This window comes from Rivibacter subsaxonicus (assembly GCF_004217215.1).
Taxonomy (GTDB): domain Bacteria; phylum Pseudomonadota; class Gammaproteobacteria; order Burkholderiales; family Burkholderiaceae_C; genus Rivibacter; species Rivibacter subsaxonicus.
In genome coordinates this window covers 960,247-981,718 of the sequence record NZ_SHKP01000004.1, presented here as the reverse complement: position 1 = coordinate 981,718, position 21,472 = coordinate 960,247, and the positions used below count along the sequence as shown (strand labels likewise).

Below are 21,472 nucleotides of genomic sequence, written 5' to 3'. Positions count from 1 at the left end.
ACCAGCCGACGTACTCGTCGGACCTGGGGTGGTCATGAGCACGACCACGGTTCCTTTCCCCGACATCAAGAGCCCGGGCCTGCGCAAGAACCTGCGCCTCGACGGCGAGGGCAGCGTGCAGGTCGATCTCGACCCCAACCTGAAGATCGGCACCGCCAAGGTCTTTGCGATCTACGGCAAGGGCGGCATCGGCAAGAGCACCACCTCGAGCAACCTCTCGGCGGCCTTCTCCAAGCTCGGCAAGCGAGTGCTGCAGATCGGCTGCGACCCCAAGCACGACAGCACCTTCACGCTCACCAAGAAGATGCTGCCGACCGTGATCGACGTGCTCGAGACGGTCGACTTCCACGCCGAGGAGCTGCGGCCCGAGGACTTCGTCTTCGAGGGCTACAACGGCGTGATGTGCGTGGAGGCCGGCGGCCCGCCGGCCGGCACCGGCTGCGGCGGCTACGTGGTCGGCCAGACCGTCAAGCTGCTCAAGGAGCACCACCTGCTCGAGGACACCGACGTCGTCATCTTCGACGTGCTGGGGGATGTTGTCTGCGGTGGCTTTGCGGCGCCGCTGCAGCATGCCGACCGTGCGCTAATCGTCACCGCCAACGACTTCGACTCGATCTTCGCGATGAACCGCATCGTGCAGGCGATCGGCGCCAAGGCCAAGAACTACAACGTGCGGCTCGGTGGCGTGATCGCCAACCGCAGCGCGGCCACCGACCAGATCGACAAGTACAACGATCGCATCGGCCTCAAGCTCGCGGCGCACTTTCCGGACCTCGACGTGATCCGCCGCAGCCGGCTCAAGAAGTCGACGCTGTTCGAGATGGAGCCCTCGCCCGAGTTGGAAGCGGTGCAGAAGGAGTACATGCGCCTGGCCGCCTCGCTGTGGCTTGGCGTCGAGCCGATGAACGCGGTGCCAATGAAGGACCGCGACATCTTCGACCTGCTCGGATTCGACTGAGCCCGGCGCGCAGCACCATGGACTCCGCCACCTACGAAGCCCGGCGCGGTCGCATCGAGACCTACTTCGACCGCACCGCCGTGCAGGCCTGGGCCCGACTGACCTCGGCGGCGCCGGTCGGCAGCATCCGCGCCACGGTCCGCGCCGGCCGCGACCGCATGCGCGCCACCTTGCTCGACTGGCTGCCGGCCGACCTGAGCGGCACTCGCTTGCTCGATGCCGGTTGCGGCACAGGCGCGCTCGCGGTCGAGGCGGCGCGCCGGGGTGCGGCGGTGGTTGCCATCGATCTGTCGCCGACCCTGGTCGAGCTGGCCCGCGAGCGGCTGCCGCACGACCTCGGCCCCGGCAGCGTCGAGTTCCGCTCGGGCGACATGCTCGATCCCGCGCTCGGCCGCTTCGATCACGTGGTCGGCATGGACTCGCTGATCCACTACCGGCGCGACGACGTGATCCGGGTGCTGGCTGAACTGAGCGCACGCACCGAGCGTTCGCTGCTGTTCACCTTCGCGCCGAGCAACCCGCTGCTGGCGGCGATGCTCGGCGTCGGCCGCCTGTTTCCGCGCGGCGACCGGGCTCCGTTCATCGAGCCGGTTGCCGAGACGACGCTGCGGCGTGCGATTGCCGAGGCGCCGGCGCTGGCCGCCTGGCAGGCGAGCCGCACGCTGCGGGTCGCCAGCGGCTTCTACACCTCGCAGGCGCTGGAGCTCGTGCGCTCATGAACCCGGCCGCCAACCTCCAGCAACTCAACGCCAGGCTCAGCCGTGGCTGGATGCTGCTGGGGCCGCGCTTCCTGCCCTTTGCCGACGCAGCCACCGACGAGCTGCCGCTGTCGCGCCTGCTGCGGCTGTCGCTGTTCCAGGTCTCGGTCGGCATGGCCAGCGTACTGCTGCTGGGCACGCTCAACCGGGTCATGATCGTCGAGCTCGGCATGTCGGCCTGGCTGGTGGCGCTGATGGTGGCGCTGCCGGTGCTGCTGGCACCGCTGCGGGCGCTGGTCGGATTCAGGTCCGACTTCCACGTCTCGGCGCTCGGCTGGCGCCGCGTGCCCTATCTCTGGTTCGGCTCGCTGATGCAGTTTGGCGGCCTGGCGATCATGCCCTTCGCGCTGGTCGTGCTCGGTGGCGCGCTGTCCGGAGAGATCGAGGCCGGCAAGGCCTGGATCGGCCATTGCGCCGCGGCGCTGGCCTTCCTGCTGGTCGGCGCCGGGCTGCAGACCACGCAGACCGCCGGGCTCGCGCTGGCGACCGACCTCGCGCCGGAGCCCGCCCGACCGCGCGTGGTGGCGCTGATGTACGTGATGCTGCTGCTCGGCATGGTCGGCAGCAGCCTGCTGTTCGGCCTGCTGCTGCGCGACTTCAGCGCCACGCGACTGGTGCAGGTCGTGCAAGGGGCGGCGGTGGTGACGATGGTCATCAACAGCATCGCGCTGTGGAAGCAGGAGCCGCGGCGCCATCTCCCGCCCGAGGCCCGCAGCAACCGGCCCGGCTTCGGCCAGCAGTGGCGCAGCTTCGCCGCACTGCCCGGCACGCGCCGCTTCCTGGTCACGGTGGCACTCGGCAGCGCGGCCTTCAGCATGCAGGACATCATCCTCGAGCCCTACGGCGGAGAGATTCTCAAGCTCGGTGTCGGCGCCACCACGGTGCTGACCGCGCTGATGGCCGGCGGCGCACTGTGCGCCTTCGCGCTGTCGGCGCGCTGGCTGCAACGCGGCCACGACCCGTACCGCATCGCCGCGGCGGGGCTGCTGTTCGGACTGGTTGCCTTCTCGGCGGTGATCTTTGCCGAGCCGCTGCAGTCGGCCACGCTGTTCCGCATCGGTGTCGCGCTGATCGGCTTCGGTAGTGGCTTGTTCTCGGTCAGCACGCTGGTCGCAGCGATGAGCCTCGATGCCAGCGGTCGCACCGGCGCCGGCCTGGTCCTCGGCGCCTGGGGTGCCGTGCAGGCCTTCAGCTCGGGGACCGCCATCGCCACCGGTGGCGCGCTGCGCGACCTGGTGTCGGGCCTGGCGATCGAGGGCCGGCTCGGCAGCGCGCTGGCTCAGCCTGCCACCGGCTACAGCTTCGTCTATCACCTCGAGTTGTACCTGCTGTTTGCCACGCTGATCGCGGTCGGGCCGCTGGTGCGGTCCGCGCGGCGGCTTCCCGCATCCGCGCCGGGCAAGTTCGGCCTCGCGGACTTCCCCGGCTAGATGTCCTTGTCCCACCACCCCTCTATCGCTCCCTTCACGTCAGGAGGCATGCCATGTCCACCGCCACCGGAGCCATCACGGCCTACATCGATGTCGCGCAGATCGCGCTGTACCTGTTCTGGGTCTTCTTTGCCGGGCTGATCTACTACCTGCACCGCGAGAACAAGCGAGAGGGCTACCCGCTCGAGGCCGAAGGCACCGCGGGACGCACCTGGTCGCAGGGCTTTCCGGCCGTGCCCCGGCCCAAGAGCTACCTGCTCGCCGACGGCAGCACCGTCACCGCACCGCATGGCCGTGTCTCGCTGCAGCCACTGGCCGCCGTGCCAAGCGGCAACTTCCCCGGCGCACCGCTCGATCCGATCGGCGATCCGCTGCTGGCCGGCGTCGGTCCCGGCTCCTGGACCGAGCGCGCCGACATCGTCGAGCTGACCTTCGAGGGCAAGAACAAGATCGTGCCGCTGCGGGTGGCGCCGGGCTTCGGCGTCGCCGAAGGCGACCGCGATCCGCGCGGCCTGCCGGTGGTCGGCGCCGATGGCCGGGTCGCCGGCACCGTGCGCGAGCTCTGGGTCGACCGCAGCGAAGCCCTGTTCCGCTACATCGAGCTCAACCTGCCGAATGCGGCGCACGGACCGCAGGTGCTGCTGCCGCTGAACTTCGCGCGCATCGAGCAGCGCCGGGTCGTCGTCAACGCGTTGCTGGGTGCGCAACTGGCCAACGTGCCGCGCACGCGCCATCCCGACCAGGTCACGCGCCTCGAGGAAGAGAAGATCGTCGCCTACTACGGCGCCGGCACGCTCTACGCCACGCCGCAGCGCAAGGAGCCGCTGCTGTGAAGCCCGACTTCGAACAGCCCGAGCACGAGCACGAGTTCGAGGCCGCCCCCGGCCTGCCCGAGCCGCTGCCGGCCGGCGAGCGCCTGCTGTGGCAGGGCGCGCCCGACTGGCGTCGGCTGGCGGTGCATGCCTTCCACGTGCGCAAGCTGGCGCTCTATTTCGCACTGCTGCTGGCACTGCACGCGACCGGCTCGATCGCCGACGGGCGCTCCCCGGCCGACACCTTGGCGGCGATGCTGGTCGTGCTGCCGCTGCCACTGCTGGCCATCGCCATCGCGCTCGGCCTGGCCTGGCTCTCGGCCCGCACCACGCTCTACACCCTCACCGACCGCCGCGTCGTGCTGCGCGTCGGCATCGTGCTGAGCCTCACGTTCAACCTGCCGTACCGGTGCATCGAGTCGGCCGGCCTGCGCAGCCTTGCCGGCGGCCATGGCGACATCCCGCTGGTGCTGAAGGCGCCCGATCGCATCGCCTGGCTGCACCTGTGGCCGCACGCCCGGCCATGGCAGTTGGCGCGGCCGCAGCCGATGCTGCGCTGCGTGGCCGAGGCGAGCCAGGTCGCGCGGCTGCTGAGCCAAGCCTGGGCCGCGAGCAACGGACTGGCGTCGGCCCCGAGCGGTGCCGAGGCACCAGCGTCCGCCATCCCCGCGCGAACCGCCCATCCGGCACTGGCCACCCCTTGAGCGGGAGCGCGACCATGAGCGATCACGCCACCCGTGCCAGCCACACCGTGCCGCCGCTGCCGGCGCTGGCGATCGGCGTCCTGCTGGCCACGGCACTGCTGGCAGCGGCTGGCATGCGGCTGGCCGGCGTCGACATCAGCGCCCCCGACGCGCCGGCGGCGGCGACGCGCGCGCTCAACTTTCTCGACCAGGCCGACGGCAGCATCCTCGTCGTCGACGCCGGCAGCAAGACGACCGTCGAGCACATCGTCGGCCAGCAGGGTTTCATCCGCGGCACGCTGCGAGGGCTGGCGCGTGAACGCAAGCGCATGGGCATCGGCCCCGAGGCGCCCTTCGAACTGGTGGCGCGCACCGATGGCCGGCTGACCTTGCTCGATCCGGCCACCGGGCGCCGGGTCGACCTCGAATCCTTCGGTCCCGTCAACGCGGCCGAATTCGCGCGCCTGATCGGACCCGCGCGCTGAGAGCAACAGGAGCAAGACGATGGACAGCAGCAGCACCCAGGGCATCGGCGCCCCGGCGATCCGCAACGCCGACGACGCCAACAGCGCGGCCAAGGCCAGCACGCTGCTGAGCCCGCGCTTCTACAGCACCGACTACGCGGCGATGAACCGCATCGATGTCAGCCCGCTGCGCGCCGAGTGGGACGCGATGCTGGCCGAGTACGAGGGTGACAACAACCACGACCACTTCCAGCGCACACCCGAGTTCGCAGCCGAGGTGGCCGAGCTCGAGCCGAAGATGAGCCCCGAGCTGCGCCAGGAGTTCATCGACTTCCTGGTCAGCTCGATCACCTCCGAGTTCTCGGGCTGCGTGCTCTACAACGAGATCCAGAAGAACGTCGACAACCCCGACATCAAGCAGTTGATGCGCTTCATGACGCGCGACGAGTCGCGCCATGCCGGCTTCATCAACCAGTCGCTCAAGGACTTCGGGCTCGGCATCGACCTCGGCAACCTCAAGCGCACCAAGGCCTACACCTACTTCAAGCCGAAGTACATCTTCTACGCAACCTACCTCAGCGAGAAGATCGGCTACGCGCGCTACATCACGATCTACCGCCAACTCGAGCGCCACCCGGAGCTGCGCTTCCATCCGATCTTTCGCTGGTTCGAGCGCTGGTGCAACGACGAATTCCGCCATGGCGAATCCTTCGCGCTGATCATGCGTGCCAACCCCAAGCTGCTCGAAGGCGGCAACGTGCTGTGGATCCGCTTCTTCCTGCTCGCGGTCTACGCCACCATGTACGTGCGCGACCATGCCCGACCGGCGCTCAAGAACGCGATGGGGCTCGATGCCACCGCCTACGACCACGAGGTGTTCCGCATCACCTCCGAGATCTCGAAGCAGGTGTTCCCGGTTTCGCTCGACACCGACCACCCGCGCTTCCGGGCGGGCCTCGAACGGTTGTGCATCGTCGCGGCCGGTGTCGAACGGGCCAAGGCGCGCGGCGGCGTGATCGGCCGCCTGCGCCAGGCCGGCTGGGCCGCGGCCGGCGCCGCCACCTTTGCCCGGCTCTACCTGATGCCGGTCAGGCGCCACGCGCTGCCGCAACAGGTGCGGCTGCAGCCGGCCTGGTAGGCGCGCGGCGCGTCTCGGGCATCGAGCCGGCCGCGCAGCATGCTCGACGTCGTGCTGCCACTGCTGTTTGCGGTGTTCGTCTGGTGGTTCAGCACCGGGCTGATCCTGTGGCTGGTCGGCATGCCGCGCCGCCTCCATCGCCGCGCCCTGTTCGGCGCCACGCTGGTGCTGGTGCTGGCGCTGATCGGGCTGGCGGGCAGCAGCCGCGTCAGCAGCGTGGCGGCCGCGTACTGCGCCTTCAGTTGCGCGCTGCTGGTCTGGGGTTGGCAGGAGCTGGCCTTCTTGCTCGGCGTCGTCACCGGCCCGCGGCGACTGCCTTGTCCGCCCGGCGTGGCCGGTTGGCGGCGCGCCTGGCTGGCACTGCAGACGCTGCTGCACCACGAGGCGGCGCTGATCGTGCTCGGCCTGGCGGTGCTCGCGACCAGCTGGGATCAACCCAACCAGACCGGCTGGTGGACCTACCTGATCCTCTGGGTCATGCGCCAGAGCGCCAAGCTCAACGTCTTTCTCGGCGTGCGCAACCTCAACGAGCACTTTCTGCCGCAGCACCTGCAGTACCTGCAGACCTACTTCACGCGGCGACCGATGAACGCCCTGTTGCCGATCTCGCTGCTGCTGGCCACGCTGGCCGTGATTCCGATGTGGCAGCACGTCTCGGCGGCCGCCGACGGCAGCTTCGAGGCCACCTCCTGGGCTTTGGCAGCCTCGCTGCTCAGCCTGGCAATCCTCGAGCATGTGCTGCTGGTGCTGCCGCTCAACGCCGATGCGCTCTGGCGCTGGGCACTGCGGACCGATGGCGTGACGCGCGGTTGATCGCAGCGTCGACACGCCCCGCGCCTAAACTCGGCGTCCCCGGCCACGGCGGCGCCAGCGGGCACGCTCGCCACGGCGGACCTCGCTGTGCCGCCCTCCACCGCTTCGCCCCTGCCTCTACGGCGCCAACTGATGTCCTTTGCCCTGCTGGGCCTCGCGCCCGCCCTGCTGCGCGCCGTCGACGAACGCGGCTACCAGGAGCCGACGCCGATCCAGGCCGCGGCCATCCCGGCCATCCTCGGCGGCCGCGACATGCTGGGGCGCGCCCGGACCGGCTCCGGCAAGACCGCCGCCTTCGCGTTGCCGCTGCTGCAGCAACAGGCAAGCGCGCACCCGGTGGCAAGACCAACGACCGAGCGCCGCGGCACGGCGCGCAGGCTGCACACGCTGGTGCTGGTACCGACCCGCGAACTGGCGCTGCAGGTCGGCGAGAGTTTTCGGCTGCTGGCGCGGCACCTGGCGCCGCCGCTGAAGGTGGTCACGGCCTTCGGTGGCGTCTCGATCAATCCGCAGATGATGGGCCTGCGTGGTGGCGCCGACATCGTGGTGGCCACGCCGGGCCGACTGCTCGACCTGATCGAGCACAACGCCCTGCGGCTCGACGGCGTTGCCGCGCTGGTGCTCGACGAGGCCGACCGCCTGCTCGACCTCGGCTTTGCCGATGAACTGCAGCGCCTGCTGGCGCTGCTGCCGGCGCGACGCCAGAGCCTGTTCTTCTCGGCCAGCTTTCCGCCCGCCGTCAAGGCGCTGGCAGAGGCCATGCTGAATGACCCGGTCCAGCTCGACGCCGATGCGCCGCCCGTGCCCCATCTGGCGATCCGGCAGCGCGTCATCGAGGTCGATGCCGTCCGCCGTACCCAGCTGTTGCGCCATCTGGCGCAGCAGCACGCCGGGCAGCGCATGCTGGTGTTCGTCGCCACCCGCTATGGCTGCGAGCTGGTTGCCGACAAGCTGGGGCGCGCGGGCATTGCCGCCACGGCGCTGCACGGCGACCTGAGCCAGGGCGCGCGCACCCAGGCGCTGGCCGCCTTCAAGGCCGACGCGCTGCAGGTGCTGGTGGCCACAGACGTGGCGGCGCGCGGCATCGACATCGCCGAGTTGCCGATCGTCCTCAACTACGACCTGCCGCGCTCAGCGGTGGACTACCTGCACCGCATCGGCCGCACCGGTCGCGCGGGACAGGACGGGCTGGCGATCAGCTTCGTCAGCGCCGAGTCGGAGGCCCACTGGCGGCTGATCGAGAAGCGCCATGGCCTGCGCCTGGAGCGCGAGCGGATCGAGGGCTTCGAGCCCGCCGAGGACGCCGCCACGGCCGCGGCGCCGACCGGCGGCATCAAGGGCCGCCGCAAGAGCAAGAAGGACAAGCTGCGCGAGGCTGCGGCCGCCCTTCAGCCGAAGCGAACGGCGTAGATCGGCGGCAGCGTCAGCGAGACCTCGGCCCAGTGCTCGCCGCCGTCGGCGCTGGCCCACAGGCCGCCGGTGGTGCTGCCCATCAGCAGGTGCTCGCCGTCGTCGGCGACCGCCAGTCCATGGCGGTAGACCAGGTCGTAGCAATGCTGCTGCGGCAGGCCGGCACGAAAGGTCTCGAAGCCGGCACCGCCGTCGCGCGTGCGATTGACGGCGAGCGCGGCATCCACCGGCAGCCGCCGCTCGTCGGCCTGGCCCGGCGCGAACCAGGCGCGCTGCGGATCGGTGGGGTGCACCGCGACCGCAAAGCCGAAGCTCGACAGCGGCGCGGTCGTCACTTCCTGCCACGAGGCGGCGTTGTCGCCCGAGCGCCAGATGCCACCATGGTGCTGGCACCAGAGAACGTCGGGCGCGGCCGGGCAGCGCACGACGCGATGCGGATCCTGGATGTTCTGGTCGTCGGCACCCTCGGGCGGCATGTAGGGCGCGCGCATGCCGCTGGCCTGCAGGGACCAGCTCGCGCCGTCGTCGCGCGTGACCCAGACGCCGCCGCAGCTGATCGCCACCAGCAGCTCGCCGTCACGCTGCGGGTGCGGGCAGATCGAGTGGATGCCGGGCACGTCGTAGCCACCGCCGAACCACTGGTGGCGCTCGGGTCGCGCCCACAGCGACTCGACCAGGCTCCAGCTGCGGCCGAAGTCGCTCGAGCGGAACAGCGCGCCCGGCAGCGTGCCGGCCCAGACGGTGCCGCGCTCGGCCTCGAGCGCCCAGATCTGCACCAGCTTCCAGGGCACGCCCTCGGCACCCTCGGGCTGCGGCGGAAAAGCCGGCGTGGCGACCTCCTGCCAGCTCGCGCCGGCGTCATCCGAGGCGTGGACCTTGGCGCCGAAGTGGCCGAGGTTCAACGCCGCCAGCATGCGACCGTCGGCCTGCGGCGGCAGCAGCATGCTGACCGGATCGCCAAGAAAGTTGAGCCGCGCGATGCGCCAGTCGGCACCCTTGCGCTGCAGCTCGAACAGGCCCTTGCGGGTCGCGACCCAGGCGCGATCGCTGCGTGTCGACGAACTCATGGCTCAGCCTCCTGAAAGTGCCTGCAGGACGAAGACGCGGCTTTCGGCTCGCAACACGTCGGCCAGGGCGATGCGGTCGACGCTGCGCACGCCGTCGACGAAGACGACCACGTTGGCCCGCAGGTGCCCCTGGTCGTCGAGCACGTAGCCGCGCAGCTGCGGGTTGAGCGCGAAGGCGTCCTCGAGCGCGGCGCGCAGCACCAGCGCCTCGCTGTGCACTTCGGGCACGGCGAGAAAGCGGTTCAGGTGCGGGGTGAACGCGAGTTGGGGCATGCGGGGCGCACTGGCGGGCGGGCGGGCGGGCGCGCGCACCTTAGCTCCAAATGCCTCGGCGCGCAGCCCCTGCCGCGCGAGCCTTCGGGCTTGCCAGGGCGGCGGCCTGGGCCGTCGAAGGCGCGCCCCCTACTTCATCGTCACCTCGACCCGGCGCGCCTGCGGATCCTCGCCGCTGAGGTTGGCCTCGGCCGACATCGGCTTGTCGAGTTCCACCCGGTCGGCACCGATGCCGGCCGCGGTCAGCGCGTCGCGCACCGCCTTGGCCCGGCTCTTCGCCAACTCCTGGTTCTGCTCCAGGTTGCCAGCGGCCGAGTGAAAGCCGGAAATCGCGGCCTTGACCTCGGGGCGCGCCTTCAGCGCGGCCACCAGGTTGGCCAGGCGGCTGATGGCATCGTCAGGCAGGGTGGCCGAGTTGACGGCGAAGAACAGCACCGTGACGCCGGAAGCCGTGGTCGTCATCGCCGCGGTGGCGTTGACGGTGGTCGCCGCCGGTGCCGCGGCGGCGCCGCGCACGCCGGCCAGCTCCGGATGGTCCTTGAGCATGCTCGCGCCGTAGAGCGGCTTGTAGGCGCCCTGGTGACAGGTGGCGCAGTTGGCCTTGGCCACGTCGCCCTGGGGGCCGAGGCGATCGGCCGGGAACACGCCGGCCAGCGACTTCAGGTAGTCCTCGTTGATCTCGCGCGTCATGCGGATGCCGTACCAGGCGGCGCCGCGCTGCGGCGTGCTGGCGTCCCAGGCCGCGAACGATCTCGTGTTGTGGCAGAAGGTGCAGTTGACCCCGAGCGACTGGCTCATGTGCATCATCAGGCTGTAGGTCCACTCGGCCTGCTTGGTCGACTGCCGGTTGTAGGTCGGCAGCGCGGTGGTGCCGATCACGCGGATCTCGGCCGCATCGGCCGCGAGGAAGGGCTTGAAGGGGTCGCCGGGCAGCGAGGAGAACGCGGCCTCGATCGCCGGCGCGTTCTGGCCGGCGCGGTCGCCGAGCATGCCAGCGACTGGCGCATCGGCGCCTGCCGTCTTGAACCAGGTGTTGGCCGGGATCGGTTGCCCGCGATGGCAGGTGTAGCAGGTGACGCCGGTGTCGGCCACATGGTTCTTCCAGTTGCCGTTGATGTTCTGCGTCATCTGCAGCATGCGGCGCGCGACGACCTTGGTGTGAAGCGAGTCGTCGGCGAAGTTCTGCGGGTTGTGGCAGTAGGCGCAGCCCTGGTTCGGCGCGACCCAGTTGGTGATCGCCACCATGTTGCGCGCGAACTCGCCGACGCTGAGGTCGCCCAGCACCTTGACGTTCTGATAGACCTGTCCGGCCTTGGGGCCGTCGGGCGAGGCCGGCGCCGGTGACTCCGGCGCCTTGTTCTGGTCGGCCTGGGCAACCAGGATGCGCGGGTTGTAGACCTGCTCCATGCCGGTGCCGCGGTAGCCGCTCTGCACAGAATCGACCGGCGGCCGTTCACAGCCCGCCAGCAGCGCGACCGCGGCCAGCAGGATCAGGTGGGTGGCGCTGCGCATGATGCTGGGGCTCCTGCTCGGGTGCTGGCTCATGGCTTGCCCCCCCCTGCCAGCGAGGCGGGATCGACGACGGGCGGGAACATCGCCGGATAGCTTGGTGCCACACCATGCTTGACCGCCCACAGGTACCAGTTGTCGACCACGGTGCCGGTCAGCAGGATGCCGATGCCACCCACCAGCGGGCACAGCACCGCGAACCACCAGGCCCAGCGGTGGATCGACTCCATCGTCGCGTTGAAGCCCATGGTCCAGCGCCAGAACAGCGCGGCGCGCTCGCTGGCGGTGCCGCGATCGACGATCTGCTCGATCTCGCGCTCGCCGCCGAAGCGGCTCACCGCCAGGATCGTCGCGCCATGCATCGCGAACAGCAGCGCCGAGCCGTAGAGGAAGGCGATGCTCAGCATGTGGAAGGGGTTGTAGAACAGGTTGCCGTAGCGGATCGAGAAGGCCGCGGTCCAGTCGAGGTGCGGGAAGATGCCGAAGGGCACCGCCTCGCCCCAGCTGCCCATCAGCACGGGACGGATGAAGCCGAGCACCAGGTAGAGCCAGATCGCCGCGGCGAAGGCCCATGCCACGTGGGTGCCCATGCCGAGGGCCTTGGCGCGCCGGTACATGCGGACCCACCACAGCAGGATCGAGGCGGTCAGGAAGAAGCCGGCCATCAGCCACCAGCCGCCACGGTTGAGTGCCGGCCAGCGCAGGCCGTCGCCCGGTGGCGGTGGTTCGAGGGCGAGCCAGAACAGCTGGCGCACGAACTGGATCGGATCCCAGTTCACCGAGGCCAGCATGTTGAGTCCGATGATCTCGATCGCGATGAAGCCGCACAGCAGCGAGGCGAGGCCGAACCAGCCGAGGTAGATCGGCCCGATCTGGGCGTCGCCGAGGCGCCCCAGCAGGTGCACGTGGGCGGGCTTGCCGGCGCGCTCGACGCCGCCGCGATCGACCCCGACCCCGGGGTAGGACGGTGCGGCAACCTGCACGCTCGTGAACAGGTTCAGATACTCGGCCATGTCGGTCTCCTCGACGGCTTTCGTTATCGGATCAGCACAGCTGCGAGGGGCTCAGCTCCAGATCGGCAGGTTCAGCCACCAGGTCCACCACTCGGGCCAGCCGCGGGTCCAGAACGGGCCGCTGATGACGATGCAGACCGCGCTGAAGAACACCGCCGCCAGCGCCAGGAACAGGCCAAGCCGGTGGATGCCGAGGGTGCCGATCGAGTAGCCGATCGTGTCGCGGAAGAAGGTGTTCTCGTGCTCGGGGGTCTTGACCTCGTGGCCCTTGGCCGGGTTGGTCGACGAGAGGATCAGTGCCCCGTGCAGGCTCAGCGCGAAGGTGGTGGCGAAGAAGAAGCTCACCGCCAGCATGTGCGCCGGGTTGTAGTGGAAGTGCAGGTACTGGTAGCCGGTGTTCGACACCCAGTCGAGGTGGCTCATGATCCCGTACGGGAAGCCATGTCCCCACGCGCCCATCAGCAGCGGGCGGATCACGACCAGCGTCACGTAGGCCAGGATCGCGAACGAGAACGCGACCGGCACGTGGTAGCCGATGCCGAGCTTGCGGCAGATCTCGACCTCGCGCAGCGCCCAGCTGACGAAGGAGCCGATCGCACAGATCGTGATCAGTTGCCAGAGCCCGCCCTCCATCAGAGGCGCCATGCCCAGGCCATAGCTCAGGTCCGGCGGCGCGATGCTGATCTGCCAGAGGTTCCAGGTTGGCCCCTGCGATGCGCCCCAGACGATCAGCAGCGTTCCGACCGAGGCAAAGAACAGGGTCGTGACGCCGAAGAAGCCGACGAAGAACGGCCCGACCCAGAAGTCGAAGAGATCGCCTCCGACCAGGGTGCCGCCGCGCACGCGGTACTTGCGTTCAAAGCTGAGCATCGCCATCTTGTTTCCCCCGTTCCGAAGACGCGCTGGTGCGTGGTCCTCGCATGCATCGGGTCGGCGAACGGGGCCGGGGGCGAGCCCGGATCCCGTTCGCCGGGTGCCGGAACAACGCTATTGCTTCGGTGCTGGGACCGCGGCCGGCATCGACGATGCCTGCCCGGCCCTGGCCTTGTGGGGGCCATCCAGCCAGTTGAAGCGCTCGGTGCTGAGCAGGATGAAATGAATCACCAGCGCCAGCGCGAACAGGAACGTGAACAACGCGACCAGCGCTCGGCGCGGGTCGAACAACAGCCAAATTCTCCACATGCTTCTTCTCTCCTAAGTGAGGTAGGACATGAAGGTGTAGACCGCCGACTTGACGTCGCCGACCAACGACTTCTCTGCCTCGGCCCCGGGCAGCCAGGGACGCCACGACCAGGTCAGCAACTGGGCAATCAGGGCGATCGCCAGAAGGACGACGAAGCTCGCGATGAAGATTCCCCTGAACGTCCTGGAGTCGTTCGGGGGCACCGCGTGCATCGTTGCGCTGGAGTAGTCAGTCATGACACGCCCCTTTGTTGCCTAGAGCCAGGGGCGCCAGGTCCAGACCAGGAAGTGAGCCACGACGGCAACCACCGTGAACGCAATGAAGCTGCTCACGAAGACACCGTGGAACTCTCTCGCTTCCTGGTCCGTCAGCCCGGACAACGAACCCTTTCTTTCGTCAGCCATAGGACTTCTCCTCTAGTTGGCCTTGCGGCCTTCACCGCGCACGTCCCGCGCGGCAGGGACTCCCAGGCCGCGGCTGCGACATGGCAAGTGGGTGGCCCGCGGCGCGAGCGATTCGTTCAAGTCCATCGGCAGCGTCTTCATGCCGGCACGCCATGCGCCTGCGCGACGCGTTCGGCGCTGACGCGCGCCTCGCCGGCCTGGCGCGCCTGCTGTTCGGCGCGGTCGCGCATGCGCTTGGCCGCCGAAATGCGCACCAGTACCGGCTGCGCCTCGACCAGTTCGTCGAGCAGTTCGCGCGCCGCGTCGTCCCAGGGCAGCGAGCCTTGGTGGCGGGCCGGCGTGGCCTCGACCTTGTCGAGTTCGGTGCCGAGCGGCAGGATGTGGAACAGCGCGTCGAACAGCGCGTTGCACACCTCCTGGATCACGTAGGTGGCGCCGGCGTAGCCCATGAACGGGGTGCCGGTGGCGCGACGGATGATGGCGCCGGGGAACGAGGCAGCGATGAACGAGGGCTTCATCGGCCCGGCAGCGCTGCACTCGGCTAGGTACATGCGCTCGTTGAAGCTGCCGAACATCACCAGCGGCGGCGTCTCGCGCACCATCTTTCGAACCGCCGCGTTGTCGGTCTTGGCGCCGGCAATGCGCGAAACCGCGAAGTTGCACGGCAGGCCCATCTCGTCTTCGAGGAAGTGACGCAGCCCGCGCGCGTAGGTTTCGCCGGCAACCACGGCGAAGGTCGCGGTGCCGAAGAAGTCCTGCGTCACCGAGCGCCAAAGGTCCCAGATCGGCTTGATCGTGGTGTGCTTCTCGCGCTCGATGAAGGGTTCAGGATCGAGGCCGAGCAGTTCGCCGAGCGAGCGCAGGAAGGCGGTCGTGCTGTGGAGTCCGATCGGCGCCTGCAGGTAGGGCCGCTCGAGCGCCTCGCACAGCATGCGACCGAACTCGCGGTACATGCAGATGTTCACGTCCGCCTCGACCAGCCTCGACACGTCGGCCAGGTGGCTGCCGAGCGGGAACACCATGTTGACCTCGGCCCCGATGCCCTGCACCAGGCGCCGGATCTCGGCCAGGTCGCTCGGCGAATTGAAGGTGCCGTAGCAGGGGCCGATGATGTTGACGCGCGGCCTCTCGCCTACAGGGCGCTCCGCAAGCGGCGTGCGCGCCGGCACCTTCTTCAACCCGTGCTCGCTCCAGAGCCAGTACATCGCGCGATTGGCGCATTGCCACTGGTCTTCGTCGATGGTGCGCGGCAGGAAGCGCTGCAGGTTGGTGCCCGAGGGCGTGACGCCGCCGCCGATCATCTCGGCGATTGAGCCGGTCACCACCACCGACGGCAGGTCGGGGTCGAGCACGGCATGGGCGCGGCGCATCGAACCCTCGGTGCCTTCGCGACCGAGCTGCTCTTCGGCGAGGCCGGTGACGACGATCGGCAGTTCGTGCGGCGGCAGCGCGTCGGTGTAGTGCAGCACCGAGGTGACCGGCAGGTTCTCGCAGCCGACCGGCCCGTCGATCACCACCTGCAGGCCCTTGATCGCGGTGAACACGTACACCGCGCCCCAGTAGCCACCCGCGCGATCGTGATCCAGAACTAGCATCGCGCCCCCTCGGCGCTGCTCGCCGTCGCCCCAAGGGGGAGCGATCGCCTTTGGACCGGCCGTGCGGCGATCATCAGATCATCTCCTCGGCCTTGCGCTTCTTGGCCAGCTTGATGGCCTGGCGGCGCTGGTCGGCCTTGAAGTCGGGGCGGTCCTGCGGCACGCCGTTGCCGGCTTCCCAGACGCCGGTCGCATGACCGGTGCCGGTGCTGCCGAAGAAGTCGCTCATCTGGTCGAAGCGCGCCTTGTTGGCGATCGCCGCGTTGATCACGGTGGCCAGCGAGCCGGCACCGGCCGGGCCCATCAGCGGCCGCGCCGAGATCAGGTTGGTGAAATAGAGCGAGGGGATCCTCAGTTCCTTGGCCGCCTGCACCACCGGCGTGGTGCCGATCGCCACATCGGGCTTGAACTCGTGCACCGCCGCCATGTCCTGCTCGAGCGAGGCGCGGAACTGCACCTGCACACCCTTGGCCTGCAGCCACTGGCAATCGGCCTCGTTCCACGCCGTGCGCGGGCAGGCACTGCCGACGTAGCGCAGGTCGGCGCCGCTCTCGACCAGCAACCGGCCGACCAGCAACTCCGAGCCCTCGTAGCCGCTGAGCGTGACGCGACCCTTGATCGGCATCTTCGCCAGCGCGCCCTTGATGGCGGGCAGGAAGCGGTTCTTGGCGGCGTCGATCCGCTCCTGCGGGACGCCGGCGGCGATGCCGACCGCCTGCAGCCAAGCCTCGGTGCCGTCATGGCCGACCGGGGCCGAGCCGACGATCGTGCGGCCGGCGGCATCGAACTCGCGGATGCTGGCGGTGTAGAAGGGATGGATCGCGGCGACCGCGACGCAGTCGAGCGCCGCATACAGCTCGCGCCATTCGCGGGTCGGCACCACCGGACCGGCGGCCAGCCCCATCGGCTCGAGCATCATGCCGATGATCACCGGGTCGGCCGGGAACATCTCGCCGAGCAGCGCGATGGTGGGCTTGTCGGCGACGCCGCCTCTGGGCGCCTGCACCGGGCCGGCCTGCGCCTCGCCGCGCGCGTACTTGAGCATCGCGCCGGCCAGCACGTCCTTGGCCTCGGCATGCGTGGGAACGCCGAAGCCGGGCACGTCGATGCCGATGATGCGCACGCCGTTGATCTCGCGCGGCAGGATCTGCAGCGGCACGCCACTGGCGGTCGGCACGCACAGGTTGATGATGACGATCGCGTCGAGCTGGGCCGGATCGGCCTGCGCGTGCACCGCCTCGCGGATGTCCTCGAACAGCTTGCCGGTGACCAGCGATTCGCTGTTGAACGGCACGTAGCCGACGCTGCGCCTGGCGCCATAGAAGTGCGAGGTGAAGCTCAGGCCGTAGACGCAGCAGGCCGAGCCCGAGAGGATGGTCGCGGTGCGCCGCATGCGCAGCCCCACGCGCAGCGAGCCGAAGGCCGGGCACATGCTCTGCGGCTGGTCGTGCGGACCGGCCTTGGGATCCTTGGGATAGTCCTTGGCGTACTGGTCGAGCGTGTCCGACTTGCCGGCCGCCTTGGCCGCCGCGAGCATCGCCGCGCCGCCGGAATGGCAACCCATGCCGTCGCCTTCCAGCGCGGTCGGCACCGGCACGCTGGACACGGGGACGATGGGGATGGTCGCGTTCATGACGATCGATCGGTCGAACTCAGGCGGCGTCGTAGACCACTTCGAGGGTCTGCTTGACGACTTCCCTCTTGCCGCACATGTCGAAGGTGGTGGCCGGCTCGAGCACCACGTCGCGGCCGACCGAGGCGGCCGAGAACAGGCCGAGCAACTGGTCCTGCGTCATCGGCTTCGGGCGCATCGGGGTCGAGGTGCCGACGTTCTCGGCAAGCTCGGCAAACATCGGGCCCCAGGGCGAGTCGGGCCGGCCGATGATTTCGTAGCTGGCGCTCTTGCGGCGGATGTCTTCGTTGGCGGGAATCGTCGACAGCACGGGGATGCCGACCGCGGTGGCAAAGGCTGCCGCCTCGCCGGTGCCGTCGTCGCGGTTGATCACCATGCCGGCCACGCCGACGTTGCCGCCGAGCTTGCGGAAGTACTCGACCGCGCTGCAGACGTTGTTGGCGACGTAGAGCGACTGCAGGTCGTTGCTGGCGACGACGATGACCTTCTGGCACATGTCGCGCGCGATCGGCAGGCCGAAGCCGCCGCACACCACGTCGCCCAGGAAGTCGAGCAGCACGTAGTCGAAGCCCCAGTCGTGGAAGCCGAGCTTCTCGAGCAACTCGAAGCCGTGGATGATCCCGCGCCCGCCGCAGCCGCGGCCGACCTCGGGGCCGCCGAGCTCCATCGCGTAGACGCCGTCGCGCTTGAAGCAGACATCGCCGATGGCGACCGCTTCACCCGCGAGCTTCTTCTTCGACGAGGTCTCGATGATGGTCGGGCAGGCACGCCCGCCGAACAGCAGGCTCGTGGTGTCGCTCTTCGGATCGCAGCCGATGAGCAGCACCTTCTTGCCCTGCTGCGCCATCATGTAGCTGAGGTTGGCCAGCGTGAAGCTCTTGCCGATGCCGCCCTTGCCGTAGATCGCGATGATCTGCGTCTCCTTGGTCACCGGACCGGTGGCGGGAGCGTCGGGCTCGACGGCGGCCTCGGCGCGCAGCACGTCCTTCATCGAGTCCTTGCTCATGAACTGCACCGTCGCGCTCGCGGGAATCGGATGGTTCATTGGCAAGTTCTCCAGTCGAGAATCATCTTCAGGCAGCCCGCGTCGCCGAAGGCGGTGCGGTAGGCCGCATCGGCCTGCATGGCCTGTTCGCGATGCGTGATCAGGCCCTCGAGCGACAGGCGGCCGCTCTCGGCCAGTTCCTTGACTGCCAGCAGATCCGGGCGCTGCCATTCGGCGGCCGTGCGAATCTGTGCCTCGCGCATGAAGGCTGGCGCGAAGGCAAAGTGCAGTGGCTCGCTGTAGAAGCCGGCCAGCACCACCTCGCCGCCCGGCGCCAGGCGCGCGATCAACTGGTCGAGGATCTGCGCATCGCCGCTGACGTCGTAGATGGCGTGGTAGTTGCGGCGCGGATCGTCGTCGGGCCGGATGACCTGGTAGCCCTCGGCGCCCTCGGTGCGCACCGGATTGAGTTCCCACACGGTGGGCGGCGGGTAGCCGGCCACGACGGTCATGCGTGCCAGCAGGCGGCCCAGCACGCCGTGGCCGACGATCAGGTCGGGCGCCACGATCGCCTGCCGCTTGCCGCCACCGGCCACGGCGTGGTACGCAGTGGCGGCCAGCGCCAGCAGCACCGCCTGCTCGCCGAGTTCGTCGGCGACGGGAACAGCGCGCGCACCCGGCAACACCACCCGCGAGGCGGCGCCGCCGAACAGGCCGCGCACTTCGCCGTAGCAGCGCGCGCCCGGCACGAAGACCCGGTCGCCCTCGCGCAGCCCTGAATGCGCGCCGGCCGCGCGCACCCGGCCGACCGACTCGTAGCCCGGTACCAGCGGGTAGCCCATGCCGGGAAACATCGGCATCTTGCCGGTCCACAACAGGCGTTCGGTGCCGGTGCTGATGCCGCTCCACTCGATGTCGACGACCACGTCCTCGTCGGTCGGCGCACTCAACTCGAGGCGGCTCAGGTGGAGCCGTTCAGGCTGCTCCAGGACCACCGCCGTGGTGTTCACGCGTTGCCCCCCTGCCGCGAGCGCGAGCAGGCGCGTTCGGGCTGTAGCGGTGCGGGGATCGAGGCCATGGGCATCTGCTTGATCGGTGGTGTCATCTTATGCTTACTGTTAAGTGCGTCAATCTTGGTTTACATCTTTGATGCGGTATTTACCCTTGCCTGCAGCAGCCGCGTCTGCAACGGCATGGCGGTCGGCAGCTCTCGCACGGCCCCGAATCCCGCCGCATGCAGCATCGACCGCAACTCGCCTTGGCTGCGCGGTCGACCGCGCCCCATCGCCAACAGGTAGAAGCCGAAATAGGCCGCGCCCATCGGCTCGGCGCCGACGGTGCCTGCCATCGGCTCGGCCAGCAGCAGCGTGCCGCCGACCGGCAAGGCCCGGTGCACGGCGCGCAGGATTGCCATTGCGCGGGCGTCGTCGTGGTCGTGGATCACCCGCACCAGGCTGGCCAGGTCGGCCCCCTGGGGCAAGGCGTCGGACAGGAAGTCACCGCCATGAACTTCGACCCGTGCCTGCAGGCCCTGCCGTTGCAAGGCACTGCGGGCGCGCGCCGCCACCGCCGGCAGGTCGAACAGCATCAGCCGCAAGCGTGGCGCCTGCGCGGCGACGCTGGCAATGAAGGCGCCTTCGCCACCGCCCACGTCGAGCAGACAACGGTGACGTCCGAAGTCATAGGCCGCGAGCACCTGCTCGGCCACCAGCGGCTGCGAGGCACTCATCAGCGCCGAGTAGGCAGCGACCCGCTCGTCGGCCACCGCGGCGGGCAGCGTGGCGCCGGCATAGGGCCAGTAGGCGGCCAGCGCGGCGCCGTCCGTTTCGCCGCGCAGCAGCGCCACCGGGTCGCGCAGGTCGGCGTACAGCGCGGCATGGTGCTCGACCATCGCCGCCAGGCCGGCATTGCCGACCATCGGCGCGCCGAGCGGACCGAGGCCGAATCGATCGTTGGCACGCCGCTCGACCAGTCGCAGCGATACCGCCGCCTCGAGCAGGCGCAGCGCGGCGTCGGGCGCGAGCCCGAGGCGTGGCGCCAGCGTCGAGATCTGCTGCGGGCCTTCGGCCAGCAACTCGAAGACACGCAGCCTGACGCAGGCCAGCAGCACCTGCGAGTAGACGAAGCCGGCGACCAGGTCGAACAGCTCGCGCGAGCGTCGGCGGGCGATCGGTCGCGTCAACACAAAGGCGGCCGCGCGGCGGCGGAAGCCCGGCGTCGCGACCAACCTGTCGCGCCAGAGGAGCCAGCGATCGCGCCAGGTCGAGAGCGCCGACGAGTCAGCAGGCGTGACGGGCTCGTGCAGCAACTGCGGGCTCTTCATCGCAGGCGGCGCAGCTGCAGGTGCGCTCAGGCTGCGACGCGCACCACGTCCTCGCTCAGCGCCAGCGGGACCAGTCGTTCGGCCTCGCGGCGCACCAGTGCGCGCAACTGGGCGCCACCGCGGCAGGGCGGAATCGAGGCCACGGCCGCGGCCACCAGCCGATCGAAGCTCTGGATCGCACCCTCCAGCCCGAGCTCGATGGCCGAGCTTGGCCGGCCAAGCGCAAGGTCTCGCCCGATCGGCTTGCCGAGCAGTTGCGGGTCGGCGACCACGTCGCGGATGTCGTCCGCCACCTGGTAGGCCTCGCCGAGCCACTCGCCAAAGATGCGCCAAGGCGCCGGTTCCGCGCCCGCCGCCTCGGCGCCGGCCGCGGTTGCGGCAGCGAACAGCGCGCCGGTCTTGGCCCGCTGGTAGTCACCCAGCGCGACCCGTGGCTCGCACTCGAGCGCCTGGCCGACGACGATGCCCTGCGGCATGCCGACTCCGCGGGTGACGGTCAGCAGCAGCGGCGCCAGCCGCTGCGGCGAGCGCTGGGCCGCGCGCGCCAGCGTCTCGAAGGCGAGCACGATCAGCGCGTCGCCCGCCAGCACGGCGAGCCGCTCGCCGAAGGCGCAGTGCACCGACGGCTGGCCGCGGCGAGTCGGTGCGTTGTCGAAGCACGGCAGGTCATCGTGGACGAGCGAGGCGCAATGCAGCAGTTCGATGGCCGCAGCGGCGCCATCGGCAAGCGCAGGGTCGTCGTCACCGCAGGCCATGCCGACCGCCAGGCACAACTGTGGCCGGATGCGCGCTCCGCCGGGAAACACGGCGTGGCGCACCGCCGCCGCGAGCCGCGGCGGACAGCCCGTCTCGACTCGGCTGAGTGCGGCCAGCAAGGCGTGCTCGACGCGTGTCATGGACTGCATGCGCTGTCTCCGGTGAACTGGGACTCAGGCAGCGGCGTCATGCTAGCGTGACACTCTTATTTGTCATTTAATGTAGACATCTCGTCCGAATGCGTCAACCAGCATGCCCCCCGCCT

General features: G+C 69.6%; 23 protein-coding genes. 9 read left to right on the top strand and 14 right to left on the bottom strand.

The features are described 5' to 3' along the window. The first annotated feature begins 34 nt into the window (after nt 1-34). From bchL to EV670_RS04500, 9 genes are all read left to right on the top strand, one after another. The gene (gene bchL, locus EV670_RS04540) at nt 35-958 is read left to right on the top strand and encodes a ferredoxin:protochlorophyllide reductase (ATP-dependent) iron-sulfur ATP-binding protein (protein WP_130430591.1); all 924 of its coding nucleotides are present in this window, start codon (nt 35-37) and stop codon (nt 956-958) included. A gap of 17 nt (nt 959-975) precedes the next feature. Beyond that, nucleotides 976-1,677 carry a magnesium protoporphyrin IX methyltransferase gene (gene bchM / locus EV670_RS04535; protein ID WP_130430590.1) on the top strand — a complete coding sequence of 234 codons (702 nt, stop codon included), beginning with the start codon at nt 976-978 and terminating at the stop codon, nt 1,675-1,677. Further along, the gene (locus EV670_RS04530) at nt 1,674-3,146 is read left to right on the top strand and encodes a BCD family MFS transporter (RefSeq protein ID WP_130430589.1); all 1,473 of its coding nucleotides are present in this window, start codon (nt 1,674-1,676) and stop codon (nt 3,144-3,146) included. The genes bchM and EV670_RS04530 overlap by 4 nt, the downstream gene beginning before the upstream one ends. A gap of 53 nt (nt 3,147-3,199) precedes the next feature. Then, nucleotides 3,200-3,979 carry a photosynthetic reaction center subunit H gene (puhA, locus tag EV670_RS04525; RefSeq protein ID WP_130430588.1) on the top strand — a complete coding sequence of 260 codons (780 nt, stop codon included), beginning with the start codon at nt 3,200-3,202 and terminating at the stop codon, nt 3,977-3,979. Then, nucleotides 3,976-4,662: a photosynthetic complex putative assembly protein PuhB gene (gene puhB / locus EV670_RS04520; RefSeq protein ID WP_130430587.1), complete on the top strand. Its 687-nt coding sequence runs from the start codon at nt 3,976-3,978 to the stop codon at nt 4,660-4,662. The genes puhA and puhB overlap by 4 nt, the downstream gene beginning before the upstream one ends. A 14-nt stretch (nt 4,663-4,676) precedes the next feature. Continuing rightward, a complete protein-coding gene (gene puhC / locus EV670_RS04515) occupies nt 4,677-5,126 on the top strand; it encodes a photosynthetic complex assembly protein PuhC (RefSeq protein WP_130430586.1) in 450 nt (149 codons plus the stop codon). Between the two features lie 19 nt (nt 5,127-5,145). Continuing rightward, complete coding sequence (acsF, locus tag EV670_RS04510) at nt 5,146-6,243, top strand: magnesium-protoporphyrin IX monomethyl ester (oxidative) cyclase (RefSeq protein WP_130430585.1); 1,098 nt, start codon at nt 5,146-5,148, stop codon at nt 6,241-6,243. 39 nt (nt 6,244-6,282) lie between these two features. Next, nucleotides 6,283-7,056: a putative photosynthetic complex assembly protein PuhE gene (gene puhE, locus EV670_RS04505; protein ID WP_130430584.1), complete on the top strand. Its 774-nt coding sequence runs from the start codon at nt 6,283-6,285 to the stop codon at nt 7,054-7,056. A 132-nt stretch (nt 7,057-7,188) separates the two neighbouring features. Then, nucleotides 7,189-8,466 carry a DEAD/DEAH box helicase gene (locus EV670_RS04500; protein WP_130430583.1) on the top strand — a complete coding sequence of 426 codons (1,278 nt, stop codon included), beginning with the start codon at nt 7,189-7,191 and terminating at the stop codon, nt 8,464-8,466. Here EV670_RS04500 and EV670_RS04495 read toward each other — a convergent pair. The 14 genes from EV670_RS04495 to EV670_RS04430 form a co-directional block, all read right to left on the bottom strand. After that, on the bottom strand, nt 8,445-9,533 hold the full coding sequence (locus tag EV670_RS04495; protein WP_130430582.1) for a WD40/YVTN/BNR-like repeat-containing protein: 1,089 nt from the start codon (nt 9,531-9,533) through the stop codon (nt 8,445-8,447). The genes EV670_RS04500 and EV670_RS04495 overlap by 22 nt on opposite strands. A gap of 3 nt (nt 9,534-9,536) precedes the next feature. After that, nucleotides 9,537-9,806 carry a MoaD/ThiS family protein gene (locus tag EV670_RS04490; RefSeq protein ID WP_130430581.1) on the bottom strand — a complete coding sequence of 90 codons (270 nt, stop codon included), beginning with the start codon at nt 9,804-9,806 and terminating at the stop codon, nt 9,537-9,539. Nucleotides 9,807-9,935: 129 nt separating this feature from the next. Next, nucleotides 9,936-11,318 (bottom strand): photosynthetic reaction center cytochrome PufC, encoded by a 1,383-nt coding sequence (pufC, locus tag EV670_RS04485; protein ID WP_165393235.1) that lies wholly within the window; start codon nt 11,316-11,318, stop codon nt 9,936-9,938. Between the two features lie 29 nt (nt 11,319-11,347). Further along, nucleotides 11,348-12,328 carry a photosynthetic reaction center subunit M gene (pufM, locus tag EV670_RS04480; RefSeq protein WP_130430580.1) on the bottom strand — a complete coding sequence of 327 codons (981 nt, stop codon included), beginning with the start codon at nt 12,326-12,328 and terminating at the stop codon, nt 11,348-11,350. A 51-nt stretch (nt 12,329-12,379) separates the two neighbouring features. Then, entirely contained in the window at nt 12,380-13,198 is an 819-nt protein-coding gene (pufL, locus tag EV670_RS04475) for a photosynthetic reaction center subunit L (protein WP_242616833.1), read from the bottom strand. Nucleotides 13,199-13,315: 117 nt separating this feature from the next. Then, complete coding sequence (gene pufA, locus EV670_RS04470) at nt 13,316-13,510, bottom strand: light-harvesting antenna LH1, alpha subunit (RefSeq protein ID WP_130430578.1); 195 nt, start codon at nt 13,508-13,510, stop codon at nt 13,316-13,318. Between the two features lie 12 nt (nt 13,511-13,522). After that, nucleotides 13,523-13,747: a light-harvesting protein gene (locus EV670_RS04465; protein ID WP_242616832.1), complete on the bottom strand. Its 225-nt coding sequence runs from the start codon at nt 13,745-13,747 to the stop codon at nt 13,523-13,525. Nucleotides 13,748-13,765: 18 nt separating this feature from the next. Further along, entirely contained in the window at nt 13,766-13,915 is a 150-nt protein-coding gene (gene pufB, locus EV670_RS04460; RefSeq protein ID WP_130430577.1) for a light-harvesting antenna LH1, beta subunit, read from the bottom strand. A gap of 137 nt (nt 13,916-14,052) precedes the next feature. Then, the gene (gene bchZ / locus EV670_RS04455) at nt 14,053-15,510 is read right to left on the bottom strand and encodes a chlorophyllide a reductase subunit Z (protein ID WP_130430576.1); all 1,458 of its coding nucleotides are present in this window, start codon (nt 15,508-15,510) and stop codon (nt 14,053-14,055) included. 73 nt (nt 15,511-15,583) lie between these two features. Beyond that, entirely contained in the window at nt 15,584-17,143 is a 1,560-nt protein-coding gene (bchY, locus tag EV670_RS04450; RefSeq protein WP_130430575.1) for a chlorophyllide a reductase subunit Y, read from the bottom strand. Nucleotides 17,144-17,162: 19 nt separating this feature from the next. After that, on the bottom strand, nt 17,163-18,188 hold the full coding sequence (locus tag EV670_RS04445) for a chlorophyllide a reductase iron protein subunit X (RefSeq protein WP_242616831.1): 1,026 nt from the start codon (nt 18,186-18,188) through the stop codon (nt 17,163-17,165). After that, nucleotides 18,185-19,138 (bottom strand): chlorophyll synthesis pathway protein BchC, encoded by a 954-nt coding sequence (gene bchC, locus EV670_RS04440; RefSeq protein ID WP_130430574.1) that lies wholly within the window; start codon nt 19,136-19,138, stop codon nt 18,185-18,187. Before bchC ends, EV670_RS04445 begins: the two co-directional genes overlap by 4 nt. Nucleotides 19,139-19,266: 128 nt before the next feature. Continuing rightward, entirely contained in the window at nt 19,267-20,451 is a 1,185-nt protein-coding gene (locus EV670_RS04435; RefSeq protein WP_130430573.1) for a methyltransferase, read from the bottom strand. A gap of 26 nt (nt 20,452-20,477) precedes the next feature. Beyond that, a complete protein-coding gene (locus tag EV670_RS04430; RefSeq protein WP_130430572.1) occupies nt 20,478-21,356 on the bottom strand; it encodes a polyprenyl synthetase family protein in 879 nt (292 codons plus the stop codon). Nucleotides 21,357-21,472: the final 116 nt, after the last annotated feature.